Origin of the sequence: Chitinophaga horti (assembly GCF_022867795.2) — a bacterium.
In the GTDB taxonomy this organism is placed as follows: Bacteria; Bacteroidota; Bacteroidia; order Chitinophagales; family Chitinophagaceae; genus Chitinophaga; species Chitinophaga horti.
Genome location: NZ_CP107006.1, coordinates 4,672,776 through 4,687,485 on the forward strand (window position 1 = coordinate 4,672,776; position 14,710 = coordinate 4,687,485).

The window sequence follows — 14,710 nt, forward strand, 5'->3', positions numbered from 1 at the left end:
TAAAGACTTATAAACTGATAGCTAAATCGATTTTTTTATTTGATCCACGTGTAATGGTGTATAAATTGATTCGGCCCCGTAGAATTGTATTAGCCTCGGACTTCGCGCGTTGCGCAAAACATTGATGATGTATTATTAATAACCAAAATGAATCGCCCATGATGATTATCAATTCCATTTCCTCAGCAACAGGATAGCTAAATCGATTTAATGAAGCGTTTAGCGCTGTTCCTGTATGTAAACTGACGGTCCTGACGATCGGCAGCATTTCTATTTTTTTCACGATGCCACAATCGTGCGGGTTACTCATGCCCAAAAACAACTCAAAATTCAACGACTATGAAAAGAAAAACTACTCATTTTCTTAGGTTGTTGCTATGCGTACTATTACACGCATTGGCAACCACTGCCATCGCGCAAACGCGGCCTGTAACAGGGCGCGTGGTCGACAGCGTGGGGCAGGCAATGCCCGGTGTTACTGTGGTGGCGAAGGGCACGCAGGTGGGCACACAAACCACCGCCGACGGCGCTTTTGCTTTCAATGTGCCTGAAAGTTCGACGACCCTCATCTTCACCATGATCGGTTACAAAACAACAGAAGCCAACATTACCGCCGGCGGTATGACCGTACGCCTTAATGCCAATACCAGCGCACTGCAGGACGTGGTGATCGTAGGTTATGGTACACAGCGTAAAGTAACGGTTACCGGCGCCATTGCTACCGTTGCTACTAAAGAATTGTTGCAAAGCCCTGTATCTAACCTTACCAATGCCCTGGCAGGCCGCTTGCCAGGCCTTATCACCACACAACGTTCGGGTGAGCCAGGCGTAGATGCCTCTACCTTGTACATCAGGGGTATTGCAACAACAGGAACGGCCACACCACTTATTATCGTTGACGGTGTAGAACGCCCTATCGACTATGTTGATCCAAACGACATCGCTACGTTCAGTATTCTTAAAGATGCTGCGTCTACCGCAGTATTCGGTATGCGTGGTGCTAACGGCGTTGTGCTCGTTACCACCAAACGTGGTAACGTTGGCCCGCCATCTGTAAACTTCACCATGCAGGGCGGTTACCAGGAAGCGAATAAGATGCCGAAATACCTGAACTCTTATGACTACGCAACGCTGCGTAACGAGGCGGTGCGCAACGATAATCCTGCTGCTTCACTTCCTTTCTCAGCCGAGCAACTCGAAGGGTTTAAGAACGGCACGCTGCCTAACACAAACTATTACGACTTTATTATGCAGGCATCCCCGCAAAGCTCTGCGAACCTGAACATTTCGGGCGGTGCACCTAATGTGCGGTACTACATTTCTGCGGGCTACAGCCGTTACGCTGGCAATTATAAATATGTAAAAGATAATCCTGAAGGTAATAACACTAACTCTATCCAAAGCCGGTACACGCTTCGCGCTAACGTAGATGTAGATGTAACGAAAACTACGTTGGTGAGTATCGACCTCTCTGGTTTGTTCGCAGCGAGAAATGCGCCGAACACGTCAGCCGCCACTATCATGAATTTGGCGAACAGGCTTCCGCCGACCAACCCGATATTTAACCCTAACGGTTCACTTTTCGGGAACGGCACTTACACGCAGAACATTTACGGCGAAGTAACGAACCGTGGCTACCAGGTGTATTATAACAGCACCATCCAGGGGACATTTGCTACTAAACAGAAACTCGATTTCTGGGTGAAAGGATTGTCTGTCCGGGGCGCTATGTCGTTCGATAATACCTTTCAGCCGGTTACCACCTATGGTCGTAACTATGCGGTATTTTCTCCTATCTACAATGCATCCGGGCAAGTTACCGGTTATGCGCAAACTGGTGCTGACACTCGTATAGATCCAAATGGTGGACTAGGGTACGGAGAGCACAGGCGTCGTACGTATGGCGAGGTGTCGATCAACTATGACAGGTCTTTCGGCAAACATGCATTTACAGGCATGTTGATGGCCAACCGTCAGAAAGATGTAATCCAATCGCGCATCCCTTATGCAAAACAATCGCTGATGGCAAGGGCTACTTATAACTACGACCTTCGCTACCTGTTCGAAGTAAGTGCTGCTTACCATGGATCTGAAAACTTTCCCAAAGGTCAGCGTTATGGCCTGTTCCCTGCCGTATCTGGCGGTTGGGTAATTTCAGAGGAAGATTTTCTTAAAGGCAACAGGGCGATCAGCTACCTGAAACTCCGCGGCTCCTACGGCGAGGTGGGTAACGACCAGGGCGGCGGCGATCGTTTCCTTTGGTTTACATCCTGGGCAGGTGCCACGCAATACTGGTTCGGCCCGAGCGCTTCACAGGCCAATGGCTGGGCGCAAGGAGCTATCGGCAACCCGGACGTAACCTGGGAACGTGGCCGCAAAGCAAATGTCGGTATCGAAACAAAACTATGGGGTGAGCTTTTCGGGCTTACACTTGATGTGTTCCATGAACGCAGAAGCGATATCCTTTCAGGAAGAAACACCCTCTCTGATGTATTCGGACAAAGTGTGAAACAGCAAAACATCGGCCGCGTGGTTAACAAGGGTATTGATTTGGAATTTTCGCACGAACAACGCTTTGGCAAGTTCAGGTACATGATTAAACCAAACGTCACTTTCGCACGGAACAAAATACTTGACTATGACGAGCAGCCGCGCGCCTATCCATGGATGCGCCGTACTGGCCATCCGGTAGGCACCAAGTTCGGCTTGTTGTATGACGGTCTGTTTGTAGACCAGGCGGAAATTACCCGCAGCGCGCAGCAACGTTTTTCAGGTACGGTATTCCCCGGTGACATTAAGTACAAAGACCTTAACGGCGACAATGTAGTCGACGCCTTCGACGAAACCGTTATTGGTTACTCCCGCACGCCGGAATTTATGTTTGGTATTAACCTGCAAACCAGCTGGAATGGTATCGATCTCACGATGCTCTTCCAGGGCGCAGACCGCACCGATGTAAGGTTGGATAATGAAGCGGTGTACGAGTTCTTCCAGGAAGGTAAAGTAAAACCTATCCACCTCAACCGCTGGACACCAGAGCGCGCATCGATCGCTACGTATCCGAGGTTACACTACGGCAAAAACGAAAACAATCACCGCGCGTCAGATTATTGGGTAAGAAGCGCTGCTTACATGCGTTTGAAAAACATGGAGATCGGCTACACTCTGCCACGCGCCGTAACCACCCGCTGGAAAATGAAATCAGCCCGTGTGTACGTAAACGGCACGAACCTGCTTACCTGGGACAAACTTACCGACTTTGACGTAGATCCCGAAGTAGGCGATGGCAATGCTGCCATGTATCCGATACAGCGCGTATTTAACGCCGGTGTGTACGTGACCTTCTAATTTTAAAATCATTTACATGAAACGATCCTTCTTCAACATATTTTACATTGCCGCACTGGCGGGCATGCTAACGTCCTGCGAAAAAGGCTTCCTGGACAGGGCGGCCACGAACCAGCAGCAGGACAAAGACATCTTTTCCAATTATGAAACCACGAACCAGGTAATCGCCAACCTCTATTCCCGCACGCCACGTGTATTGCGGTATGTAGGAGGCAACTCGATGCTGGCTTCTGCAACCGACGAATCGAAAGACGCATCAACCTGGATGAATTCGTTCCGTTTTAACAACGGCTCCTGGTCGGGCAGCGATAACCCGATTGGAAACTCATGGCGCGATTGCTACGTTGCGATACGCCAGGCGAATTCGATACTCGAGGGCATTGAAAAATATGGCACCCCCGACGATCCCAACAACCCGGGCTTCCTGCAATTCCGCAGAGGAGAGGTATTTTTCCTTCGTGCGTTTTTTCTAGCGGAATTGATGAAACAATTCGGAGGCGTGATCATCGTTACCAAAACGGTAGACATTAATGATCTCACCATACTGAACGGCAAGCGCAGCACGTATGACAGTTGCCTTGCGCAAGTAATCAAAGATTGTGATTCCGCTTACAACCTGCTTCCGGCAGAGTCGTGGGAGCCCGAACACTCGGGCATGATTGGCAGGGTCAAGAAAGGTGTGGCCCTTGCGCTTAAATCCAGGATGACGCTTTATGCCGCCAGTCCACTCTGGGCAATTGCCGGAAAAACAGGCCCTAAAGGCGACATCAGTCCGCAAAAAACGGCTTCTGATCCCGAGAAGTGGGCAGCTGCAGCGGCAGCAGCCAAAGCAGTCATAGAAGCTAAGGACAGGAAAGGTCAGATTGCGTATCAACTAGAGCCGAACCTCGCGGCGCGGCAGGCGATGTTCATCAGCAAAACACTTACGAGCAGGGAAGTGATCTGGATGCGTATGAAAGATGACAACCAGGACTTCGACCGGTATGCATTTCCATTCGGAAGCAGCGGATGGTCAGGTGCGTCTCCTTCACAAAACCTGGCAGGTGACTATGAAATGCAGGCTACTGGCTTGCATCCGTCCGCTCCCGGCTCGGGCTACAATCCGGCGCAACCTTTCGTTGGACGTGACCCACGCTTTTACACTGACATCTTGTATAACGATGCAACTTTCAAAAACAGGCGGTTGGAATACTGGTCTAAAACAGACACCTGGCCGGTTGGTAAAGATGAAATGAGCACTGCCACCGACCATAGCCGCACAGGCTATTCCATGCGCAAACTGGTGGATGCGGGTTACACCGTAAACCAGGGCCCTAACCACGACTTTCATGGCATCGTTTACAGGCTTGCAGAGTTTTATCTCAACTATGCAGAGGCGCAAAACGAAGTACTGGCTGCTCCCGACCAAAGCGTTTACGATGCGATCAACGCGGTGCGTGTAAGAGCAGGCGTAAAGCCAATTTTGGTTGGCACGATGACCAAAGAACAAATGCGCGATGCAGTGCGACACGAAAGAAGAATAGAACTCGCATTTGAAGGCCATCGCTTCTGGGACGTTCGCCGGTGGAAGATCGCCTCAGAAACAGAAACAGCGCTGTGGGGCATGAAAACCACCAAAAACCCCGACGGATCTTTCACTTATGAAGTAGTAAAAGTGGAAGACAGGCCGTTCGCCCCACGCATGTATATGATTCCCATCACACAAGACGAAACGCTTAGAAACCCCAACCTGGAGCAAAATCCGGAGTGGTAGTTAAATAATCATACTCGTGGCAAAAAATCCCGTTCAGGCATGCCCTGAACGGGATTTTGTATATAAAACAGCACTTAATATTTTCATAATCTGCCTCCAAATCCCCCTCAAAATCACTTATAACCTGCAAAAGATATTGACAATCAATTAAAATAATACGGTCAGCATTTCCATCTTCCCACTTTAATTATCATATTTGTGCGCATGAAACGGAGGGGCCCTGTATATTTGTTGGTGGTAGTGCTTACATGCTGTATCACGTTGCTATCGTGTGAATCCGCACCAGCGTCGGACGACCAGGCATATGGAGAAATAAAGCTCCGGCCCTACATGCGTGTGTGGGAAGATGCCACAGGCACGGCATCCGCGGACTCGGCACTCGCTCATATACAAAACTTCCAGGCGCTTACGACTACCAGGTTAACTAACAACACAGGCGTTTACTGGCTTACTTTCCCCAGCGAAATTATTGCGGGAAATCAAAACCCGCTGGTCGTCACGTTCGGCGCTCTATCATATGTTGACCTCTATCTATATGACAACGGGCGATTGCTATTGCATAAAAAATCAGGTACGCTCCGCAAGAACAGCGAGCTGGCCGCCAAAGACAGCCGTTCCCGTATCGCTTTTCCGAGGGATCTAAACGCTCATGCCCCCATCGTGTTACTGAGAGTACAACACACCAGGCATAACCGACGTGGCTTCAACTTTACCATTTACGAAAGACTGGAATACCTGGAAAAGCGCCGCAGTGATGAAGCGATGGACTTACGGCTGCAAGGCGCCTTGTGGGTGTTGCTGGCATATACGCTGGTGTGTTGGATGACGAGCGGTCTGCGTGCGTACGGATGGCTTTTGTTGTTCACGGCCGGACTCACGTTCTTCAACCTTTCATCGCAGGGGTATTTTGTGAACTGGTTTTTCCCAGAATCTCCGGCCACGGGATCGTTGTTCAATATTCATTTTGCGCACCTGGGCATTCTCGGTTTATACTTGCTGCTCATCGATTTCTGGGAGATCCGTCGTCACCACCGTTTGTTGTACACCTTTTGTAAAGTGGCGCTAGCGTTGCTCGTAATGCTATCTGCCATGTGTTGGGGTATCAACTACTTTACAGGCAACTATGCACTCACCGCGATGCTCAATATATGGTCGTTACTGTTCCATATCGTTTTTGCGGCCGTTGTTTTGTGGCGTTGCTGGCCGCACCTCGACCGGCCGAAGCGTTATCTCGCCTACGGCATCTGCATGTTCATTCTCACCTTTATCTGGATAGCCGGACGTTTATTGTTTGCAGAAGAAAAGTCGTTAAACGTTGGCTACCTGAGCAGCCTGATGACGATCGGCATATTTTTGCCCTTCTCAGCCGGCCTTGCGCTCAGCTTGAAAAATACTGAAAAAGAAGGCAAACAGGCCCTCAACGAATTAAATCGTCTCCAGGAAAAACAGAACGAGTTGCTGGAAGTGAAAGTGCGTAAACAAACGACGCGACTCAGATGCTACAATATTCAACTGCTGCAGCAAAACGACGAACTGGCTGAAAAAACAGACAAGATCGCTTTGCTGATCAATGAACTGAATCACCGGGTGAAAAACAACCTGCAACTGCTATATAGCATTGGCAGCCTGCAGCTCGACACGATCAGGGATGGTACAGCCCGCGGCATCTTCCAGGAAAATATCAGCCGAATAAAGACGATGTCGCTGGTGAACCAACGACTGTATCAACTCGAGGAATTACAACTCATAGCGCCGGGTGAACTGGTGCGGGAACTATCTGAATACATCCGGCATATTTACCATAAGGGACAGCCTGTACAGATAAACGTGGCTGCCAGCGACGACATCCGGCTGGACAGTCGGCGGGCACTGTATTTTTCGCTCATGCTCACCGAACTGCTTACCAATTCTTTCAAATACGCCTTTAATGATATGACTGAAGGTCGTATAGACATTTCCATCAGTATCAATGAAACTGGCACGGTCACCTGCCGCTATGCCGATAACGGTACCGGCTTGCAGCCCGGCGCCAATAGTAAAAAATCTACCGGCCTTTCCCTGGTTAACGAACTGGTAAGACAGCTACAAGGGCAGCTGGCTGTAAACCACACGCCAGGAATATTATACGAGCTTACGTTTGCCACAGGATGAGCAAGTTCCACTTTACCTATTAAAAGACAATTATGACACGGGTGTTGATTATTGAGGATGAATTTATTATTGCCAGGTTTATAGAGAAGCAAATCAAAAACCACTTTTCATGTGAAACAGCGATAGCGATTACAGCTGCCGAGACTATCAGCGAGATGGAGCGGTTCATGCCTGACCTGCTGCTATGCGACATCAATCTCGGCGACGGGCATTCAGGGATTGACCTTGTGCACCAACTGCAGCAAGCGTATCGATTCGAAGTAATTTATATCACCTCTTACAATGCAAAGGATATTATCGAACAGGCAATATCATCAGGAGCGGCGAACTATATCATTAAACCGGTGGATGAAATGCAGCTATTCGCAGGCGTTCGAATGGCCATAGGCAAGATTGAGAATAAAAAGGCAAACGATAGCACTGCCGCTACTTTAACACCGGCTGAGCAGCGAATCGTATCACTGATCGGCATGCGTAAGTCTACCAAGGAAATTGCGGAGGTGATGCACCTGAGCCCTTACACCATCAAAAATCAGCGACATAAAATATGTGTAAAACTGGGGTTGAAAGACGAAAACAATGCGCTACTGAAATGGGCTTTAAAACAACTCGAGCTAAAATGAAGCCGGCCGGTAAAAACCGGCCAGCTGTCAGTAAGTGTATTCGGTAAAAAAATTAAAACTTCAACTCCGCACCTACGCGTAGCGTATTAGCAAGCGGACTGCGTGACAATCCAGTGCCGGAGGGAATGATGTAAGACAGGTTGATGGTCGCAAAACTATATGCCACACCTGCTCCTAGTGTAAAATATCGCCTGTTGGCCGCATCCTTCATATCGAAGAAGTAGCCTCCACGCGCGAAGAACTGCTTATTATAATCGTATTCGGCTCCCAGTGATGCCGTGTAAGCACTATTGCCAAAAGAATTGATCCAACCAGCCACAACACCTTTGTTGTGATAATCCTCCATGCTTGCTGCATCGTTACCTTTTAAGGCCGGCACCAGCAATTTGTTTACATCGGCCCCGATTGTAAGTGACTGCTGCTCGTCCAACATAGTTGCATAAGACGCGCCCACACCCAGGTTTGATGGTATGTATTGCTTCTGATTTGCGTTATCGGTGTAAGCGATCTTGCCACCAAGATTGCTCAACACGGCGCCAAACGCCCATCCTTCGCCTTCCTCACGACCGTTATAGTAAACTGACAGATCACCTGCTACTGTTTGTCCAGCCTTATAATTGATACCATTCATTGCAGCACCATTAGCGAGGTTGGAATAAATATAGCGAAATGCAACGCCCACGGACAATTTACCCGATAACTGCCGGGTGTAGCCCAGCTCCGCCGACCATTCATTGGGCCTGCTGCGGCCAACACTTTTACCCTCAACGTCTGTCAGCTCGATGGCACCCAGGTTGAAATAGCGGATCCCAGCTACGATGGCCTGTGTGCTATCTAATTTATAATAAGCAGATGCTGCCAGCAAATGTGTACCATCCACACCGAAGTTGGTCATCCACGGCGTATAGGTTAATGAACCGCCCTTGGCACCGGCCAGGAAGGGAATTTTAGATAAGTTATAAAAGGAAGATGCAGCATCAGGTGCCGTAGCGATGCCCGTCTCTCCCATACCACCAGCACGTGCATCCGGGGAAATGCGCAGGAAAGGCACTGAGTTAGTAACGATGTCGATGGAGTTTACTTCTTGCGCAGCCCCCACAATTGGCGCACCGAGCAACATCGCTGCAATGGCCAGTTTCATATGGAAAGTGTTTTTCATTTCGCCTTGTTGTTTAGGTAAGTTAATCCCCCGGGATATTCAGCTCCCGGGGGAATGAGCAGGTTAGCGTACGATGCTTATCCTGGTTTTATAAGTATAGGTTTTGGTATTTACCATTAAGACATATATACCCTGAGCAAGACCCGAAGTATTGAGCGTCATGGTTGTACCCTGGAAGCCCAGGTCCTGCCGCAATACCACCTGGCCCAACATGTTCACCAGCATCACTTTACCGGTTGCCGGCACCACACCGTTGAAGCGGATATTGATGTTACCGCTGGTCGGGTTAGGATATACAGATTCTACGGTGGCGTTGAACAGCGCATCTACGGTAAACGCATTTGAGTTGATGTTACCATTGCCCACTGCGTCCATCACTGTGTTGGCTGCGATGTTGATGGCAACTGCTCTTTCTGATACCGGCATAATCGTCGCCTTATATTCGTTAGCACTTATCGCAGTAAAGGCCGTTACGGATGCATTTGTCAGCGTCAGTGAAGAGGCGGCGAAACCGGTTACTGATTCATTGAACTTAATGGTAATCTCGAATGCACCTGTTACAGAAGTTACGCCTGCTGAAATCGTTGGTACCGGCGATTCAGTATCCACCAACAAGCTGAAGCTACCACTGCGTGCACTGGTGTTACCGGCAGCATCTGTAACAGTTACAGCAAAGGTATTGTCGCCGTCTGGCAAAGGAGCCACTACGTCGTAAGTCCAGGTACCATCAGCGGCTACAGTTGCGGTACCAAGCACCTGTTCACCATGATAAATCGTAATGATGGTATTCGGTTCGCCGGTGCCATTCAACGAGGGTTTATTATTGTTCGTGTGCGGCTGGCCGTTGTGCAATACAGGTGTTGAAGGCATTTCAGGCACCACCGTATCTACCGTAAATTCAACCGGTGCACTTGCCTGGCTGGTGTTGCCCGCAGCATCCGTAGCGGTGGTAGAAAGTTTGTACTCACCATCTAACAGTTCAGTAGGGATGGTATATTGCCAGTTGCCGTTTTCGTCGGCAGGCGCCGTACCTACTACTACATCATTAATATAGATGGTGATTATTGCACCGGGTTCTGACTTACCATTGAAGACAGGCTGCTTTTTATTGGTATGACCATTGTTCGCATCCTGTTGCGCTGGTGCGGCTGGAGTAACCGGCACTTCGGTATCGATGACCAGTTTCAGGACATCGCTGGATGCGCTGGTGTTACCGGCGGCATCGGTGGCGGTGGTGCTGATCTGGTGTTCGCCTTCAGCCAGTGGGCTCGTAAATACATATTCCCATTTGCCATTAGCGTCGACGGTTACGGTGGTTACTTTTTTGCCATCTATATAGATGTCTACCTTGCTGTTAGGCTCTGCCTTTCCGGAAAGAGAAGGCAGTTTGCTATTCAGCGGATTTTTACCGGAAGCCAGTGTGGTGGTCGGCTGCTCGGGTTGTTTAGTATCCACGGTGATCTTTACCGCCGTGCTAGCAGCGCTCTTGTTACCTGCAGCATCCGTAGCAGTAGTCGTGAGCGTGTGATCTCCGTCGGTGAGCGGCTTTGCAGGTGTATAGCTCCACTTGCCGTTGGCATCGGCCATCAAACTATCTACTACCTCTCCATTAATATAAATATGGATTTTGCTATTGGCTTCGCCTGTGCCGGTGATCGTCGGCTGAGCCGTTTTCACAGGTGTGTTATTGGCTGGTGATCCGATTGCAGGTTGACCAGGTTCGATGGTATCCACGATGATATCCAGGCCTTCGCTGGCTTCACTGGTATTGCCAGCTTTATCTTTCGCGGTCGTGGTAATTTTGTGCGGACCATCGGTGAGCGCAGGACGAACAGTGTACTTCCAGTCACCGTTTACGTCGGCGGTGGTGCTGTCTGTTACCTCGCCATCAACATAAATAATAACGACTGCGCCTGGTTCAGCTTTACCATTTATAGTTGGCTGATCTTTACCCGTATGGCCTTCGTTACCATCTTCCAGTACAGGCAATAATGGAGCAGCTGGTTTTTCAGTATCGATCACTAATGTCAGCACATCACTGATATTGCTGGTATTGCCTGCTTCATCAGTAGCGGTAGTGCTGATTTTATGTTCTCCATCACCCAGTGGCGAAGTAAACTCATAATTCCATTTACCGCTTACGTCTGCAGTAACAGTGGTAACAATTACCCCACCTACATAAATGTCAACGATGCTATTCGGCTCCGCATCTCCGGAAAGCTTTGGCAAATTAACATTCAGCGGATTATTACCGGATGCGAGCGTTGTTGTTGGCTTATCGGGTGCTTTGGTATCGATTTTAATTTTTACCGGTTCGCTTGCCTCTCCGGTATTGCCAGCTGCATCGGTCGCAGTGGTGGTAAGAGTGTACTCTCCATCGTCGAATGCTTCCGCAGGTGTAAAGGTCCACTTGCCATCAGCATCAGCAGTAACACTGTCTGCAATATTTCCATTAACATAGATATAGATTTTGCTGTTTGCTTCGCCTGTACCGGAAATAACGGGCTTACCGGTATTTAACAGACTGTCGGTTACAGGAATGGTTATCTCCGTTTTACCCGGAACTGTCGTATCGATTGTTACCTTCAATTCCTCGCTGGACTCACCCACGTTTCCGGCAGCGTCCTTCGCGGCGGCAGTAACAGTATGGTCTCCATCCGTGAGGACTGTTGGCAATGTGTACGACCACTTGCCGTCTGCATCGACAGGTGCGGTACCCACTTCATTCCCATCAACATAAATAGTGACGATGCTGTTCGGCTCTCCTTCGCCGGATATTGCTGGTGTATTATCGTTTATCGGCGAGGTGCCTGTTGGGCGGCCGATAGTCACTTTGCCAGGCGCCTGGGTATCTATTTCGATCTTCAGTGCGGGGCTGGCATTGCTCGTTACATCATTATCATCCGTAGCAGTAATAGTAATATCGTATTCGCCATCTGTTAAATCAGTGGTAGGTGTATACGTCCAGTTGCCACTTGCATCTGAAGGCGTTGTACCTTTGTTCTCACCATTTATATAAATCGTAACAGTGGCATTAGCAGCAGCGGTGCCTTTCAGTGCCGGCTTGCTCACATTCATCGGGCTGGTACCGGTTGAAAGTTGTGGAGCGGGCGGTGTTGCAGGTCCGTTGTTAATCGCCAGCATCAGTGCATTACTGGCGCTACTCGTTACGCCACCCTCTGTCGCAGTGATAGTGATAGTATGCGTACCTACGGTAAAGTTGGCTGTAGGTGTGATTTCATATTTACCGTCAGCATCTGCTGCACCCGTACCGATAACGGTAGTTCCGCGGTACAGTGTAACAGTTCCATTAGGAATCGCAGTACCTGTAAAGACCGGACGCTTATTACTGGTTGGATTACTGCTTTTCGGAGTCGGAGCCGCCAGCGTGTTAATAGTTGCCGTCATTTTAGCAACAGCGCCCTCACCACAACCGTTTGCACCGGCAACACTGATTTCACCGCTGGTAGCATACGGACCAAAGTTCACAGTGATCGTATTAGTATTATAACCAGCCACGTAGGTGGCACCAGCGGGAAGTGTCCATTTATAAGACGTCGCTCCATCAATTACCGGAACGCTGTAAGTAGCATTCATGCCCCTGATGATTTTTTCGCTGCCTGTAATTACTTCAGCAGCACCTGGCGCAGCAATGATCGTAGGATCGAGTGTGATGGTAATACGGCGAGTGGTTCCACAAGTGTTTACGCCATCTGCAATATAAGTAGCACGACCAGTGAGCGTTGCCTTTACAGCGCGACCGGTTGTAGAACTGAGGCCTGTAGCGGGACTCCACGTCCAGTTGAAGCCGTTACCATTTACGATTTCGATCGTCTGCTCCTGACCGGCACAGACATCGATCGAAGAACCGGAGCCGTAGGTATTTGTTTTTACATTGAACAATGGATCTGTTCTATCCATTGCTTCCGGAAGGTCGGCGGCGTTCAATACATAAGCGAAGGAGAGGGAAGTTGAATCTCCTGCAGCCAGCGAACCTATGTTGAATGCGACCGACATGGCAAAGTCCCCCTGAGAAGAACCTGGCGTTATTAACCTGGTACCGGTGCCTGCCCAAAGCGCCTTACCATCTGCATAAGGCCAGCTGGTTGGTACGGCCACTTTAGCGCGACAATCGCGGCTGCCTAAGCCGAGGTAAGAATTATGTGTTAACCCTCTCGCAGATATCAGTGCGGTACTGATGCTATTCGGGTTTTGTTGCTCGATTACGTTTCGGGTGTCATAACCACCACCTTGTGTTACTTCATTATCGGGATCCACCTCACGTGTATAGTAAATATCAGTGATGGTAGCCGCCGAGGTATTGACCAATGTAACATTCACCAGGATGAAACCCTGTGTTTTTTCTACGGTGGCCTCCTGGCGAACCCGTATACCGGCTACGTTTCCGATCCATTGTACTGTCTGACTTACGTCTGTAGTACTAAAGCCGGTAACCCCGCCTGGGACGCCATTACTGTTGCTACCGTCATTCCGGTACGTACCGCCATTCGCCTGTACGGAAAAACCTTCATACGGCGTACCTGGCAGGAAATAATCGCCGATATAAGCGGGGCTACCGACTGTCCAGCCGTCTTTTCCAACGTCTGAAATAAAGCCTAGCCGTCCGCCAAAATCTGTGTTGTTGTGATAAAAATAGTTAGAGGGCGCTTTTACAGTTGTACCAAACGCGCCATTGGGGCGGATACCCGCCTCAATATAATCTGCTTTCAGGAAGCCATTACCACTCACCACTTGCGCATCGGCAGCGGTAACTGATAAAAGTGAGCAGGCAATAAGGGATAGAAGTTTGTAGCTTTTTCTCATGCAAACGGACATTTTCTTAGGAAGAGATTATTGCAGACGAACGCGTCGTGCTTCGATTGTAATGGTGCAAGGCACGTAACAGGCAACAGCCTTATTACGTAAAAAGGATGGCCCACTGGTTTTGGTGTCGCTAAGCAGTGTTTTTAACGCGGCTGCATGCGTGCCGTTGCTCGCTTTCATCACCTTTGCATCTTTTATTGTTCCATGCTCGTCTACCACCAACATGAACAGTACTGAATCAACCCCGGTAACGTTCTTTGCGTAGGCCTGCATCGCTTCTCCAGCCGACCAGGTAGATAAATCATGCGACGGTGTGTAATCAGCTTTTGGCAATAATGCATAGTTCTTAGCCACGTCAGCAGATGGTTGAAACGTGTTTTCACACCAGCGGTACTTAGCGGTGACCGCCGATTGCGCATAGCTGTAGCCGGCGCTACAGAGCATGAGGGAAGCCAGCAAAAGCCCCTTTGCACGGAATGGTTTTGTCATATACTAGGATTTAGATAAAAATTGATACGCAGAAGTTGGTCAGAAATGACCTTGTACTGGCAATTTCATAGAATGTGGTTATGGTTACTGTGTATTTTACCGAATGTATTTTCTCATAGGTGCTTGATCAGCACGTATTGATACGCACTAGCGTGGTGTCTTCATGATTACTGAATAATGGTTATAAAAGTGCTTACCGAATATTTTCTCCCATAGGTGTTCGTTTGGCCGTAGTGCTACGTACGGTCGTGATGTATTTCATGGTTGCTCAATAATGGTTAAATTTTTACCGAAACGTTTTTCTATAGGTGCTCTTAATGGGCCGTATTGCTACGTACGACCGTGGTGTATTTCATGGTATGT

7 protein-coding genes are annotated in these 14,710 nt (G+C 49.0%); 4 read left to right on the plus strand and 3 right to left on the minus strand.

Going from position 1 to position 14,710, the window contains the following annotated elements; all coding sequences use genetic code 11:
* Positions 1-339 precede the first annotated feature (339 nt).
* The 4 genes from MKQ68_RS18720 to MKQ68_RS18735 all read left to right on the plus strand — a co-directional run bounded on the left by MKQ68_RS18720 (position 340) and on the right by MKQ68_RS18735 (position 7,875).
* The gene (locus MKQ68_RS18720) at positions 340-3,348 is read left to right on the plus strand and encodes a SusC/RagA family TonB-linked outer membrane protein (protein ID WP_264280444.1); all 3,009 of its coding nucleotides are present in this window, start codon (positions 340-342) and stop codon (positions 3,346-3,348) included.
* A gap of 16 nt (positions 3,349-3,364) precedes the next feature.
* Positions 3,365-5,101: a RagB/SusD family nutrient uptake outer membrane protein gene (locus tag MKQ68_RS18725; RefSeq protein ID WP_264280445.1), complete on the plus strand. Its 1,737-nt coding sequence runs from the start codon at positions 3,365-3,367 to the stop codon at positions 5,099-5,101.
* A gap of 330 nt (positions 5,102-5,431) precedes the next feature.
* Positions 5,432-7,252, plus strand: a complete 1,821-nt coding sequence (locus tag MKQ68_RS18730) for a histidine kinase dimerization/phosphoacceptor domain -containing protein (protein WP_264280446.1) — start codon at positions 5,432-5,434, stop codon at positions 7,250-7,252.
* A gap of 32 nt (positions 7,253-7,284) precedes the next feature.
* Positions 7,285-7,875 carry a DNA-binding response regulator gene (locus MKQ68_RS18735; protein WP_264280447.1) on the plus strand — a complete coding sequence of 197 codons (591 nt, stop codon included), beginning with the start codon at positions 7,285-7,287 and terminating at the stop codon, positions 7,873-7,875.
* Between the two features lie 52 nt (positions 7,876-7,927).
* Here MKQ68_RS18735 and porV read toward each other — a convergent pair whose 3' ends face one another.
* From porV to MKQ68_RS18750, 3 genes are all read right to left on the minus strand, one after another.
* Complete coding sequence (gene porV / locus MKQ68_RS18740) at positions 7,928-9,034, minus strand: type IX secretion system outer membrane channel protein PorV (RefSeq protein WP_264280448.1); 1,107 nt, start codon at positions 9,032-9,034, stop codon at positions 7,928-7,930.
* Between the two features lie 63 nt (positions 9,035-9,097).
* Positions 9,098-13,858 (minus strand): Ig-like domain-containing protein, encoded by a 4,761-nt coding sequence (locus tag MKQ68_RS18745; RefSeq protein WP_264280449.1) that lies wholly within the window; start codon positions 13,856-13,858, stop codon positions 9,098-9,100.
* Positions 13,859-13,885: 27 nt separating this feature from the next.
* Positions 13,886-14,347, minus strand: a complete 462-nt coding sequence (locus MKQ68_RS18750; protein ID WP_264280450.1) for a hypothetical protein — start codon at positions 14,345-14,347, stop codon at positions 13,886-13,888.
* Positions 14,348-14,710: the final 363 nt, after the last annotated feature.

What these genes read in the sequence shown, in the direction of transcription:
- MKQ68_RS18720 (WP_264280444.1), top strand. Translation starts at nt 340, where the DNA reads ATGAAAAGAAAAACTACTCATTTTCTTAGGTTGTTGCTATGCGTACTA.
- MKQ68_RS18725 (WP_264280445.1), top strand. Translation starts at nt 3,365, where the DNA reads ATGAAACGATCCTTCTTCAACATATTTTACATTGCCGCACTGGCGGGC.
- MKQ68_RS18730 (WP_264280446.1), top strand. Translation starts at nt 5,432, where the DNA reads ATGCGTGTGTGGGAAGATGCCACAGGCACGGCATCCGCGGACTCGGCA.
- MKQ68_RS18735 (WP_264280447.1), top strand. Translation starts at nt 7,285, where the DNA reads ATGACACGGGTGTTGATTATTGAGGATGAATTTATTATTGCCAGGTTT.
- porV (WP_264280448.1), bottom strand. Translation starts at nt 9,034, where the DNA reads ATGAAAAACACTTTCCATATGAAACTGGCCATTGCAGCGATGTTGCTC.
- MKQ68_RS18745 (WP_264280449.1), bottom strand. Translation starts at nt 13,858, where the DNA reads ATGAGAAAAAGCTACAAACTTCTATCCCTTATTGCCTGCTCACTTTTA.
- MKQ68_RS18750 (WP_264280450.1), bottom strand. Translation starts at nt 14,347, where the DNA reads ATGACAAAACCATTCCGTGCAAAGGGGCTTTTGCTGGCTTCCCTCATG.